Here is a 13,137-nt window from a genome sequence, read left to right as displayed (position 1 = left end):
TTCACCCGACCGACGCGCGCCGCGACGCGGCATCGGACCGTGCGCGGCGCGGGCGATCAAGGAGAGACACGATGCAACGACGATATCCCGGACGGCATGGCGAGCGTGGCGGCTCGCCCGACTGGCACGAGCGCGACGAACGCGCGTACCGGGGCGCCGGCGAGCGCGGCATCCCGGACGACCCGGCACGGTGGCCGGAAGAAGACTACGAATCGGCTTACCGCCGATTCGCGAGCGAGGACACGGGCCCCGAAGACTGGGGCAGCGAATGGACGGAGCGCGCGGCGCGGCCGGCCGACCAGCGGCGCGGTGCCGGCGACGCGGACTGGTCGGGTGGCGCGCGCGAGCCGGCGCGGGGCGCCGAGCGCGGCTACGGTGACCCGGGCCGCCGCGCGCAGGGCCACGAAGGGCGGTACGGCGGCGAGCGCCCGGAATACCGTGGCCATCACCGGATGGGCTGGTACGGCAGCGAGCGCGACATAGGCGACCCCCGAGGCGACCCGCGCTACGGCGGCAGCGCCCCCGACCTGTCGCGCTTCGGCAGGGACACCGAACGCGACGCGCTGCGCCATCGCCGCGGTCCGAAAGGCTATACGCGCTCGGACGAGCGGATTCGCGAGGACGTCTGCGAGCGGCTCGCGCATGCGCTCGAGATCGACGTGAGCGACGTCACCGTGCAGGTGAAGGCGGGGCGCGTCGAACTGGAGGGCACGGTGCCGGCGCGCTGGATGAAGCACGACATCGAGGATCTGGCCGACGGTTGCCTGGGCGTGCAGGACGTCGAGAATCGCGTGCGCGTGCGCCGTGACGGCGAACACGATGCCGGCATGGTGCTGCATCCGGATCAGCGGACCGTCACGCCCACCCAGCCGGCCGCGCGCGACCCCGAGCCCGGCACCGTCGTGGGCGGCCGCGAGCGCGAACCGCGCCACTGACCGCCCGTGCGTGAAACGGCCCGCCCCCGACCGCGAGCAATGCGTGCATGACGACCGGAATCGACGAAACGCCCATCAAGGATCGTGAGGCGGCAGCCGGCCGCGCCCCCCGGGGCCGCCGCGACGAGCGCGGCCTGCGGGTGCGGATCGCGGTCGAGCTCTGGCGTGCGATCTGGCATTACCGCACCCGCGTGCTCGCGGCGATCGTGCTGCTGGTGCTCGCGAAAGCGGCGGCCGTGTCGGTGCCGCTGCTGCTCAAGGACATCGTCGACGGCTTCGGCCGCGCGGCCGGCCAGCCGATGGCGTGGCCGGTGCTGCTGCTGTTCGCGTACGCGGTCGTACGCTTCGCATCCAACGCGCTGAACGAAGTGCGCGACATGACCTTCGTGCAGGTCACGCAGCATACGGTCGCGTCGTTTACCGTGCGCACGTTCGGCCACCTGCATCGGCTCGGCGCACGCTTTCATGCGCAGCGCGAGACGGGCGCCGTGGTGCGCGACCTCGAGAAAGGCACGGCCGGGATCGGCTACCTGCTCGGCGTCGCGGTGTTTACGATCGTGCCGACGGCCATCGAGATCGGCTCGGTGCTGGTGATCGTGATCAGCAAGTACGGCGGCGGCTTCACGGCGATCATTTTCGTCACGTTCGCCGTCTACGCCGCGTATACGGTGGTGTTTACGCGCCGGCGCATGCGTTACCAGCGGCGCGTGAACGCGCTCGAGGCCGAGTCGAATTCGCGTGTGGTCGACAGCCTGCTGAACGTCGACACGGTCAAGTATTTCGCACGCGAGGACGTCGAGCGCGACCGGCTCGACCGCGTGCTCGACGAATGGCGCGAGGCCGGCGTGGACAACCAGTACGCGCTGTCGGCGCTGCATATCGGGCAGAGCGCCTGCATCGGCGCGGGGATCGCGGCCGTGATGCTGCTCGCCGGGCAGCAGGTCGCGCGCGGCGCGATGACGATCGGCGATCTCGTGCTGATCAACGCGTACATCATCCAGATCAGCCTGCCGCTGAACGCGCTCGGTTTCGTGTTCCGCGAGGCGAACGACGCGATGACGAACATCGAGCGGCTGTTCGGGCTGCTCGATGCGCGCGGCAAGCCGGGCGAGGACGGCGATGCGCCCGGCGCGCAGCCGCTCGTCGTGCGCGGCGGCGCGATCGAGTTCGAGCACGTCGACTTCGGCTACGAGCCGAGCCGGCAGATCCTGTTCGACGTGTCGTTCCGCATCGAGCCCGGGCAGACGATCGCGGTGGTCGGCGGCAGCGGGTCGGGCAAGTCGACGCTCGCGCGGCTGCTGTTCCGGCTGTACCAGCCCGATGCGGGCACGATCCGGATCGACGGTCAGGACTTGCGGCTCGTCACCGAGCGCAGCCTGCGCGACGCGCTCGGCATCGTCCCGCAGGACACCATCCTGTTCAACGACACGCTCGCGTACAACATCGCGTACGGCAAGCGCGACGCGACCCGCGGCGAGGTGATCGCGGCGGCGCGCGGCGCGCAGCTCGACGCGTTCATCGAGCGGCTGCCCGATGCATACGACACGCGCGTCGGCGAGCGCGGCGTACGGCTGTCGGGCGGCGAGCGGCAGCGGGTCGCGATCGCGCGCGCGCTGCTGAAGGCGCCGCCGATCGTCGTGTTCGACGAGGCGACGTCGGCGCTCGACACGCGCTCGGAGCGCGCGATCCAGCAGGAGTTGATGCGCGTCGCGCAGCATCGCACGAGCCTCATCATCGCGCACCGGCTGTCGACCATCGTCGACGCCGATCGCATTCTCGTGATGGAGCACGGCCGGCTCGTCGAGCACGGCACCCACGACGAACTGCTCGAAAGCGGCGGCGTGTATGCGCAGATGTGGTCGCTGCAGGCGAAGCAGCGCGAGCTGGAACGCACGGAAGCGAAGTTCGCGCGGCAGCCGGTGCGGATCAACCCGCTCGTGTCGCAGGTGCTCGATTCGCTGGCGGAGGCGGCCGCGCGGCGCGGCGTGCCGGTGTTTCGCCATGTGTCGGACGAGGATCTCGTCGTCAACGCCGATCCGGCCGCGCTGCGGCGCTTCGTGTGGGAGCTGTGTCGCGGCGCCATCGAAGCGAGCAGCGGCGGGCAGCTCGAGGTGCGCACCGCGCGCCACGACCCGGAAGCGCGCATCACGATCGCGTGCACGGGCGTCGACGCAACGGAACTGTCGCTGATCGATCTCGAACGATTGCAGGACGCGATCGAGGAGGCAGGCGGCTACGTCGTGCGCGAACGCGACGATACCGGCGTGACGCTGCACCTGTCGCTGCCGATGTACGCCGTGGCGCCGGCGTCGATGCAACCCGCCGGCGCCGTGTCGAACCTGGCCGCCGGCGCGGCGGCCACGGCCAAGCCGCTCGACGGCCTGCGCATCGCGTGCGTGGACGATCACGACGAGGCGCGCGAGGCGCTCGGCGCGCTGCTGAAGGTGGCTGGCGCCGACGTGCACGCGTATGCGTCGGGCCAGGCGTTGCTGGACGACCTGTGGCGCGCGCGCCGGGCCGACTGGCCGGCGCTGCTCGTCTGCGACATCGACCTCGGCGACGACGAGGACGATGGTTACGCGGTGATGTCGCGCGTGCGTCAGCTCGACGCCGCGCGCGATCGCGACGGCCGCGCGCCGCTCGAGGCGCTGGCGTTGTCCGGCCATGCGCGCGATCGCGACCGCACGCGCGCGGTCGAAGCCGGTTTCCATGCGTACCTGACCAAGCCCGCGGTAGCGGCCGACCTGATCGCGGCGTTGCGTGCGCTCGCGTTTTCCTCTGGAGAAATCCATGCCGAACCTTCTGAACCCGACGACACCCGAAGCCCTGAACGCGCGTCGCGGCGGTAGTGCGTTCGCCGACCGCCAGGCCGCGGTGGCGGCCGTCGAGCTGCTGCTGCCGACGCTGTCCGCCGCGCTGCAGAGCGACTTCGTCGGCGACAGCGGCTGCCTGCACATCGTGATCATGGACCCCGCGCTCGGCCCGCACGACGCGGCGTTCGAGGACGCGATCCTGTATGAGTTTTCGCTGCCCGACCCGAAGGACTGGGACGCCGACTATCGCGCCTACGCCCGCGCCAAGGCGCGGCTCTCGTGGGAAACGGGCCGCGACGGCCACGTCGTGCAGGCGCTCGAGCCGTATCGGTTGCGCGCGGGCGACACGAACCTGTGGGGCGGCGTCGCGCTCGGCGGCATCGTGGTCGGCGTGTCGGGTGCGCAGCCGTGGTTCGACGAGGCGTTCGCGGGCTGCATCGCGCACTGCCTGCGCGCGCTCGCGAAGCACCGCGCGCAAGCCACGCCCGACGGGCTCGCGATCTGAGGGGCCGCCCAGGCGCGGCGGCCCGGACCCGTTTTTACAGCCGGTTATAAAAAAGCCAGCGGGCGCGTGGCACAGCCCGATGCGGCACGGGCACACGCAGGCCGGCACGGTTTTCGCTGTACCTCATGCACGGACGGTTGTCGCGACAAGTGTCGCCGTCAACCGGATGGATTTCCGACATCGACAGGAGGTGCAGGTGAACGCGACTCACGATCCAGCCAAACCGCCGCTCGCCGGCCGGACCGCACTCGTGACCGGGGGCGGCCGCGGTCTCGGCGAAGCCATTTGCGAAGAGCTTGCGCAGCACGGCGCGCACGTCGTCGTCGCCGATCTCGACGGCGACCGCGCGGCGGCCGTCGCGCAGCGGCTCGAGCGGCACGGCGGACAGGCGGTCGGCCGGCCGCTCGACGTGCGCGACGAGGCATCGGTGCTGCAGGTCGTGCACGACGCGCGCGAATCGCTCGGCGAGCTCGACGTGATCGTCAACAACGCGGCGATCGACGTGACCGCGCCGATCGACGACGTGAGCGTCGACGCGTGGCAGCAGGTGCTGATGACGAACCTGTTCGGCCCGTACCTGATGTGTCACGCGGCCGTGCCGATGATGAAGGCGCGCGGCAACGGGCATATCGTCAACATCGCGTCGACCGCGTCCAAGCGCGCGTGGCCGAACGCGTCCGCGTATCACGCGACGAAGTGGGGGCTGCTCGGGCTGTCGCACGCGCTGCACGCCGAACTGCGGCCGAGCGGCGTGCGCGTGTCGGCGATCGTCGCGGGCGGGATGCGCACGCCGTTCCTGCTCGACCGTTTCCCGGACATCGACGAGGACACGCTGCAGCCGCCGGAGCACGTCGCGGCCGCCGTGCGCTTCGTGCTGACGCAGCCGCCGGGCACCGTGGTGCCGGAGCTGATGGTGCTGCCGATGAAGGAGACGTCATGGCCCTGAAGCGCGAACGGCGGCTGCCCGGCGCGGTGCTGCTCGACAAGGACGGCACGCTGCTCGACGACGTGCCGTACAACGTCGACCCCGCGCGCATGCGCCTCGCGCCGGGCGCCGCGCGTGCGCTGCGCACGCTCGGCGCGACCGGCATGCCGCTGGCGGTCGTGTCGAACCAGCCGGGCGTCGCGCTCGGCCGCTTTACCGAAAACGAGCTTGGCGCGGTCCGCCAGCGTCTCGCCGAACTGTTCGAAGCAAACGGCGCGACGCTGGCGGATTTTTTTTACTGCCCGCATCACCCGCGGGGCAGCGTGCCGCGCTACACCTGTGACTGCATCTGCCGCAAGCCGCGCCCGGGCATGCTGCGCCGCGCGCTGAGCGCGCTCGGTGCCGTGCCCGAATGGAGCTGGATGATCGGCGACATTCTCGACGACGTCGAGGCCGGCCGCACCGCGCGCTGCGGCACGATCCTGGTCGACTGCGGCAACGAGACCGAGTGGCAGCTCAACGCCGCGCGCACGCCGCACCACGTCGTCGATCGCATCGACCTGGCCGCCGACATCGTGGTGCGCGAAGCCGTGCGCCGGCACGGCTCGTGGGTGCGGCGATGAGCACGGCCTGGAGCCGCGCCCGCCGCATCCTGTGCGTGCGGCTCGACAGCATCGGCGACGTGCTGATGACCACGCCCGCGCTGCGCGCGCTGAAGGAGAGCGGCGCCGATCGCCAGCTGACGCTGCTGACGTCGCGCACGGGCGCCGCGCTCGCGAAGCATCTGCCGATGGTCGACGACGTGTGGAGCTACGACGCGCCGTGGGTCAAGCATCCCGACGTGCGCGGCGATCCGGTGGCCGATCTCGACATGATCGACCGGCTGCTGGCGGGCCGCTTCGACGCGGCCGTGATCTTCACCGTCTACAGCCAGAATCCGTTGCCCGCCGCGATGATGTGCTGGCTCGCCGGCATTCCGCTGCGGCTCGCGCATTGCCGCGAGAACCCGTACGAACTGCTGACCGACCGCGTGCCGGAAACCGAGCCGGAATCGCACGTGCGCCACGAGGTCGCGCGGCAGCTCGCGCTGGTGCGTGCGATCGGCGCGAAGACGTCCGACTGGCGGATGGCGTTCGAGCCGGGCGACGCGGCGCGGCGTGCGGTGCACGCGCGCCTGCAGGCCGCGTTGCAGCGCATCGGCGGCGCGCGTGAGCCGGGAGCGACGCGCGCGCGCTGGCTGGTCGTCCATCCGGGCGCGACCGCCGCGTCGCGGCGCTGGCCGGCCGAGCGTTTCGGCGAAGCGGCCGCCGCGGTCGCGCCGCTGTTCGACGGCATCGCGGTGACGGGCAGCGCGGACGAACGCGCGCTGGTCGACGCGGTGTGCGAACGGGCGGGGCCGCGCGCGGTGCCGCTGGCCGGCGTGTTGCCGCTCGGCGAACTCGGCGCGCTGGTCGAGACGGCCGACCTGCTGCTGTCGAACAACAGCGGCCCCGTGCATCTCGCGGCCGCGCTCGGCACGCCGGTGGTCGACCTGTACGCGCTGACCAATCCGCAGCACACGCCGTGGCGGGTGCCGCACCGTGTGCTGAACGTCGACGTGCCGTGCCGCAACTGCTATCGCAGCGTGTGCAACCAGCCCGGCCATCCGTGCCTGCGCGGCGTGAGCGTCGACGACGTCGCCGCCGCCGTGCACGCATTGCTGCGCGGCCGCGCGCGCCATGCGCAACGCGCGGCCGAGTGGGCTGCCGCCCACGACGAAGGCGAGCCGGTCGCGGCGCACGCATCGAACGTGATTCCGTTCGCGCACGTCATCACGAGGAACTGACGCATGCCTGAATCGACCTATACGCTCGGCATCAACGCCGCCTTCCACGACAGCGCCGCGTGCATCGTGCGCGACGGCGTCGTGATCGCGGCGGCCGAGGACGAACGCTTCACGCACGTGAAGCACGCGAAGCGCCCGGTGCCGTTCTCGACCTGGGAGCTGCCTTTCCACGCGATCGACTATTGCCTCGCGGAAGCCGGCATCACGCTCGCGGATGTCGACCACGTCGCGTATTCGTACGACCCGTGGTTCGAACTCGACCGCGAAGGCACGGCGCCGGCACTGACCTTGCCGCTGTCGCCGTCCGCGCATGCGCCGCGCGAGGATGGCGCGTCGCCGTGGCATCCGCTGTTCCTGTCGTCGATCGTCAACGCGCCGCGCCAGCTCGCGGGCGGCGCGCCGCATCACCTGCAGCGGCGCTTTCGCGGCGTCACGCACGACGGGCCGTTCCGCTGGCATTTCATCGAGCACCATCTCGCGCACGAGGCGAGCGCGTTTCTCGCGGCGCCGTTCGAGCGCTGCGCGGTGATGACGATGGACGGGCGCGGCGAGCGCGCGACGACGAGCTACGGCGTGTTCGACGGCCGCGCGTACCGGCGGCTCGGGCAGGTCAACCTGCCGCATTCGCTCGGGCTGCTGTACGAGCGCTTGACCCGCTATCTCGGCTTCCTGCACTCGTCCGACGAATACAAGGTGATGGCGCTCGCGTCGTACGGCAAGCCGGTGTTCGCCGACGAGATGCGCAAGCTGGTGCGGTATCGCGGCGAAGGGCGCTACGACGTGCTCGACGCGGATCTCGCGGCGCTGTTCGGCCCGGCGCGCGAACGCGGCGGCCCGATCGAGCCGCATCACTGCGACATCGCGCATGCGTTGCAACTGGTGCTCGAGGAGACGACGCTGCAGGCGGTCGACTGGCTCGCCGCCGAGACCGGCGAGCGGCAGCTCGCGATGGCGGGCGGCGTCGCGCTGAATTGCGTGATGAACGCGCGGATTCGCGATCGCGGCCCGTTCGACGACGTATGGGTGCAGCCGGCCGCCGGCGATGCGGGCACCGCGCTCGGCGCCGCGCTGTGGACCGACTTCCGGATGCGCGGTGCGCGCGGCGACTGGCGGATGGATCACGCGTATCTCGGGCCGGCGTACGACGACGACGCGATCGAGGCGTTCCTGAAGGAAGCGCAGCTGCCGTACCGGCGCCTTGCCGACGTCGCCGCGCAGACGGCCGCGCTGCTCGCGGCGAACCGCGTGATCGGCTGGTTCCAGGGGCGCATGGAGTTCGGCCCGCGCGCGCTCGGCGCACGGTCGATCCTCGCGTCGCCGATCGATCCGGACATGCAGCAGAAGCTGAACCGGATCAAGGATCGCGAGGATTTCCGGCCGGTCGCGCCGGTCGTGCTCGAAGACCGTGCGCATCACTGGTTCAGCGGCGGCCGGCGCACGCCGCTGCGCGCGCCGTTCATGCTGTTCGTGTACGACGTCTTGCCCGAGCGCGCCGCGAAGATTCCGGCCGTGCGTCACATCGACGGCACCGCGCGCGTGCAGACCGTCGACGAAACCCAGCATCCGCTGCTGCATGCGTTGCTGACCGAGTTCGACGCGCTCACCGGCGTGCCGGTGCTCGTCAACACGTCGTTCAACACGCGCGGCGAACCGATCGTGTGCTCGCCGCGCGACGCGATCGAATGCTTCTGGACCTCGCCGCTCGATGCGCTCGTGATCGGCCCGTTCCTGCTGGAGAAGCCGCGATGAACATGCGCGACACGCACCTGCCGCCCGTGGTGTCGGTGGTCGTGCCGACCTACCGGCGGCCCGATCTGCTCGAACGCTGCCTCGACGCGCTGTGCGCGCAGGTGTTCGATCCGACCACCTACGAGATCGTCGTCGTGGACGACGATCCGGCCGGCAGTGCGCGCGCCGTCGTCGATGCGTGCCGCGCACGCGTGACCGACGTGCCGGTGATCCGCTACATGACCGCGCCCGACACGCAGGGGCCGGCCGGCGCGCGCAACGTCGGCTGGCGCAGCGCGGGCGGTGCGCTGATCGCATTCACCGACGACGACACGATCCCCGACCCGACCTGGCTGCGCCATGGCGCAGCCGCGCTGCTGGCCGAGCCGTCGGCGTCGGCCGCGGCCGGCCGGATCGACGTGCCGTTGCGGCCGCGCCCGACCGACTACGAACGCGACGCGGCAGGGCTCGCGCAGGCGGAATTCGCGACCGCGAACTGCTTCGTGCGGCGCGCGGCGCTCGAACGCATCGGCGGCTTCGACGAACGCTTCACGCGCGCGTGGCGCGAGGACGCCGACCTGATGTTCGCGCTGCACGAGCATGCGGGGCCGATCGTCGAGGCCGACGCCGCGCGCATCGTGCATCCGGTGCGCCCCGCGCGCTGGGGATCGAGCATCGGCGCGCAGTCGAAGGTGTATTTCGATGCGCTGTTGTACAAGAAGCATCGCACGACCTACCGGCGTCATATCCGGCCGACGCCGCCGTGGCATTACTACGCGGCCGTGCTCGCCGCGCTCGGCGCGATCGGCTGTTTCGCGGCCGGCTGGCCGGCGCCGGCCATCGTGTGCGCGGCGGTGTGGGCCGCGATCACTGCGGGGTTCTGCGCGAAACGGCTGCGCGGCACGCAGCTCACGGTGTCGCATGTGGCCGAGATGATCGTCACGTCCATCGCGATTCCGCCCGTGTCGCTGTACTGGCGCATGCGCGGCGCGCTTCACTTCAGAGTGTTATTCCTATGAAGCTCGATCCCGGCGTCGATTCCGACGGCTCGCGCGGCCCGAAGCGGATCGCGGTGTTCCGCGCGTTGCAGCTCGGCGACATGCTGTGCGCGGTGCCCGCGCTGCGCGCGCTGCGACGCGGCGAACCCGACGCGCGCATCACGCTGATCGGCCTGCCGTGGGCGCGCGAATTCGCATCGCGCTTCTCGGACTACATCGACAGCTTCATCGCATTCCCCGGCGCGCCGGGTCTCGGCGAACAGCCCGAACCCGACGCGGCCACGCGCGAGGCATTCATCGCCGAATGCCGCTCGCGCGACTTCGATCTCGCGATCCAGCTGCACGGCAGCGGCGCACACACGAACGCGATCGTTGCGTCGCTCGGCGCGACGCGCACGGCCGGCTTCGTGCCGGCCGACGGCGGCACGGCCGCCCTCGACTGCGCGCTCGTGTGGCGCGACGACGAACCCGAAGTGACGCGCTACCTGGCGCTCACGCGCAAGCTCGGCTACGCGGACTGGGGCGACTACCTCGAATTCCCGCTCGGCGGCCTCGACTACGCGCTGTGGCACGTGCTCTGCGACGAGCACTCGCTCGACCCCGGCCGTTACGTGATCGTCCATCCCGGCGCGCGGATGGCGTCGCGACGCTGGCCGGTCGAACGCTTCGCGCACGCCGCGCGGCAGCTCGCCGACGACGGCTGGCAGATCGTGCTGACCGGCACGCGCACGGAACTGGCGCTGGCGAGCGCGTTCGCCGAACACCTCGGGCGGCCGTGCGTGAACCTGTGCGGCCGCACGCCGCTCGGCGCGCTGGCCGCGCTGATCGCCCGCGCGCGGCTGCTGTTGTGCAACGACACGGGCGTATCGCACGTCGCGGCGGCGCTCGGCACGCCGAGCATCGTCGTCGCGTGCGGCAGCGATACGGCCCGCTGGGCGCCGCTCGACACCGAGCGTCATCATGTGCTCGCGAACTACCCGCCGTGCCGGCCGTGCATGTTCGATACGTGCCCGTACGGGCACGAGTGCGCGACGGCGATCGGCGTCGGCGACGTGATGGACCGGGCGGGCGAGCTGCTCGCGGAGGAGAGACGTCATGTCACGTAAGCGGTTGCGCGTGCTCACCTGGCACGTGCATGGCAACTACCTGTATTACCTGTCGCAGGCGCCGCACGATTTCTACATCGTGACGAAACCGCAGCATCCGCCTGGCTATGCGGGCCGCGTCGGGCACCTGCCGTGGGGTGACAACGTGCACGAGGTGCCGGCCGAGTGCGTGCGCGACACCGAATTCGACTGCGTGCTGTACCAGCACGCGAAGCACTACCAGCACGACCGCCTGCGGCTGCTGAGCGAAGCGCAGCGCGCGCTGCCGACGCTGTTCGTCGAGCACGATCCGCCGCGCGAGCATCCGACCGACACGCTGCATCCGGTGCAGGACCCGAACGTGTTGCTGGTGCACGTGACGCCGTTCAACGCGCTGATGTGGGACAACGGCGTGACGCCGACGCGCGTGATCGAGCATGGCGTGCTGATGCCCGAAGGTGTCGAGTATCACGGCACGCTGCCGAAGGGCGTGGCCGTCGTGAACAACCTCGCGCGCCGCGGCCGGCGCCTCGGCGCGGACCTGTTCGAGGTCGTGCGGCACAGCGTGCCGATCGATCTGGTCGGGATGGGGTCGAGCGAGCTTGGCGGGATCGGCGAGGTGCCGAACCCGGCGCTGCCGCAGTTCCTGTCGCACTACCGGTTCTTCTTCAATCCGATCCGCTATACGAGCCTCGGGCTCGCGGTGATCGAGGCGATGATGATCGGGTTGCCGGTCGTCGCGCTGGCGACGACCGAGATGGCGCAACTCGTGAAGACCGGCAGCAACGGCGTGGCCGATACGCGGCCGGCCGTGCTGATCGACGCGATGCGGATGCTGATCCGCGATCCGGAACTGGCGCGAGAGTGGGGCGCGGCGGCCAAACGCGACGCGTGCGAGCGATTCGGCATCGAGCGGTTCGCGCGCGACTGGGACGCCGCATTGCGCGACGTGACGGGGTGACGGCGTGATGGCGTGACGGCGGCGTGACCCGCCGCACTTACGGCATCGTCGCGGGCGGCGAAGTGGAGGCGCTGCCGCCGTTCGACGCGTTCGCGGCCGGCGGCGCGCTGCCGCTGGCTGCATTGCGCTCGCTTTCGGGCAGCAGCGCGAGCCGGTTGTACAGCGTTTTCAGGCTGATGCCGAGCGCCTTGGCGGTGCGCGGCTTGTCGCCGTTGAAATGCCGTAGCGACGCGACGATGAAGCGCTGCTGCGTATGCGCGAGCGTCGTGCCGATATGCAGCGTCATCGCGTTGTGACGCACTTCCTCGCGCGGCGGCGGGCGGCGCGGCAACTGCAGCTCGATCTGCTCGTCGGCGAGGATGAACGCGCGCTCCAGCGTATTGCGCAGTTCGCGCACATTGCCGGGCCACGTGTACGCGCGCAGCGCCTTCATCGCCTGTGTCGACAGCCGTTTGCGCGTGCGGTGCCGCGCGTTCAGCCGTTCGACGATCTGCAGTGCGATATCGCCGACGTCGTCCTCGCGCTGCCGGAGCGCGGGCACGTGCAGCGCGATCGGCGCGATCCGGTAGAACAGGTCTTCGCGCAGCGCGCCGCTGCGCAAGGCCTCGACCGGGTCGTGATGGGTGGCCGCGACGATCCGCACGTCGAGCGGAATCGCCTCGTGGCCGCCCACGCGCACGATCGTGTTGGTTTCGAGCGTGCGCAGCAGCTTGACCTGCAATTCGAGCGGCATCTCGGCGATCTCGTCGAGAAACAGCGTGCCGCCGCGCGCGGCCTCGAACATGCCCACATGTTGTGCAACGGCACCCGTGAAGCTGCCTTTTTCGTGGCCGAACAACTGCGACTCCGCGATGTCCTTCGGAATCGCGCCGCAATTGACGGGCACGAACGGCCCGCGACGGCGCGGGCTCATGTCGTGAATGAGCCGGGCGACGATATCTTTTCCCGCACCGCTTTCGCCGACCACCAGCACACTCACGCGGGTGGCGGCGACGCGCGACACTTTCAGCAGCAGATCCTGAATTGTTCGCGAACGACCGAACAGTCGCGTGCCGTCATCGTCGGATTTCGACATGGAGTAATAACCGGGTTGGGAAGTTTTGACCGAATGTGTCGTGACCAGGTAAAAAAGGACGTGGCACACGTCGTCTTTCACGTACTCAGAATACCTTTTATACCGATTCGACGACATTGAATCTGGCAATGCGATTTATGGCGACAGATAGATTTATTCGATGAGCGGCGAATGCACGACGTCGTTCTTCTATACTGCTAAGCACTCGTTTTCAGTGCAGGACAGCCTGTCTGCCCGTTCGTGTGCAGCGTTGAAGATGATGACGCGCATGACGCTGCACGTGCCGC

The 13,137-nt window shown here is 70.3% G+C and carries 11 protein-coding genes; 10 read left to right on the top strand and 1 reads right to left on the bottom strand.

All coding sequences use genetic code 11. The features are described from left to right. Positions 1 to 71 precede the first annotated feature (71 nt). From AP428_RS33685 to AP428_RS33640, 10 genes are all read left to right on the top strand, one after another. Complete coding sequence (locus AP428_RS33685; protein ID WP_011545593.1) at positions 72 to 935, top strand: BON domain-containing protein; 864 nt, start codon at positions 72 to 74, stop codon at positions 933 to 935. Between the two features lie 47 nt (positions 936 to 982). Further along, positions 983 to 3,784, top strand: coding sequence for an ABC transporter transmembrane domain-containing protein (locus AP428_RS33680; RefSeq protein ID WP_011695003.1), 2,802 nt, complete (start codon positions 983 to 985; stop codon positions 3,782 to 3,784). Continuing rightward, complete coding sequence (locus AP428_RS33675) at positions 3,726 to 4,253, top strand: hypothetical protein (RefSeq protein WP_034196537.1); 528 nt, start codon at positions 3,726 to 3,728, stop codon at positions 4,251 to 4,253. The genes AP428_RS33680 and AP428_RS33675 overlap by 59 nt, the downstream gene beginning before the upstream one ends. 196 nt (positions 4,254 to 4,449) lie before the next feature. Further along, positions 4,450 to 5,199 (top strand): SDR family oxidoreductase, encoded by a 750-nt coding sequence (locus AP428_RS33670; RefSeq protein WP_012336587.1) that lies wholly within the window; start codon positions 4,450 to 4,452, stop codon positions 5,197 to 5,199. Beyond that, positions 5,190 to 5,801, top strand: a complete 612-nt coding sequence (locus AP428_RS33665; RefSeq protein WP_011545589.1) for an HAD-IIIA family hydrolase — start codon at positions 5,190 to 5,192, stop codon at positions 5,799 to 5,801. The genes AP428_RS33670 and AP428_RS33665 overlap by 10 nt, the downstream gene beginning before the upstream one ends. Continuing rightward, the gene (locus tag AP428_RS33660) at positions 5,798 to 7,003 is read left to right on the top strand and encodes a glycosyltransferase family 9 protein (protein WP_011545588.1); all 1,206 of its coding nucleotides are present in this window, start codon (positions 5,798 to 5,800) and stop codon (positions 7,001 to 7,003) included. Before AP428_RS33665 ends, AP428_RS33660 begins: the two co-directional genes overlap by 4 nt. Positions 7,004 to 7,006: 3 nt before the next feature. Then, entirely contained in the window at positions 7,007 to 8,752 is a 1,746-nt protein-coding gene (locus AP428_RS33655) for a carbamoyltransferase C-terminal domain-containing protein (protein WP_011545587.1), read from the top strand. Next, a complete protein-coding gene (locus tag AP428_RS33650) occupies positions 8,749 to 9,750 on the top strand; it encodes a glycosyltransferase family 2 protein (protein ID WP_011545586.1) in 1,002 nt (333 codons plus the stop codon). Before AP428_RS33655 ends, AP428_RS33650 begins: the two co-directional genes overlap by 4 nt. Then, positions 9,747 to 10,835 carry a glycosyltransferase family 9 protein gene (locus AP428_RS33645; protein WP_011545585.1) on the top strand — a complete coding sequence of 363 codons (1,089 nt, stop codon included), beginning with the start codon at positions 9,747 to 9,749 and terminating at the stop codon, positions 10,833 to 10,835. Before AP428_RS33650 ends, AP428_RS33645 begins: the two co-directional genes overlap by 4 nt. Beyond that, a complete protein-coding gene (locus AP428_RS33640; RefSeq protein WP_011545584.1) occupies positions 10,825 to 11,775 on the top strand; it encodes a glycosyltransferase family 4 protein in 951 nt (316 codons plus the stop codon). Before AP428_RS33645 ends, AP428_RS33640 begins: the two co-directional genes overlap by 11 nt. 37 nt (positions 11,776 to 11,812) lie before the next feature. On the opposite strand, the gene AP428_RS33635 is transcribed toward AP428_RS33640, so the two are convergent. Beyond that, positions 11,813 to 12,850 carry a sigma-54-dependent Fis family transcriptional regulator gene (locus tag AP428_RS33635; RefSeq protein WP_041489210.1) on the bottom strand — a complete coding sequence of 346 codons (1,038 nt, stop codon included), beginning with the start codon at positions 12,848 to 12,850 and terminating at the stop codon, positions 11,813 to 11,815. Between the last annotated feature and the right edge of the window lie 287 nt (positions 12,851 to 13,137).

Source organism: Burkholderia sp. E168m22, from assembly GCF_001319805.1.
Taxonomy (GTDB): domain Bacteria; phylum Pseudomonadota; class Gammaproteobacteria; order Burkholderiales; family Burkholderiaceae; genus Burkholderia; species Burkholderia orbicola.
This window is presented reverse-complemented; position numbering and strand designations above follow the sequence as displayed.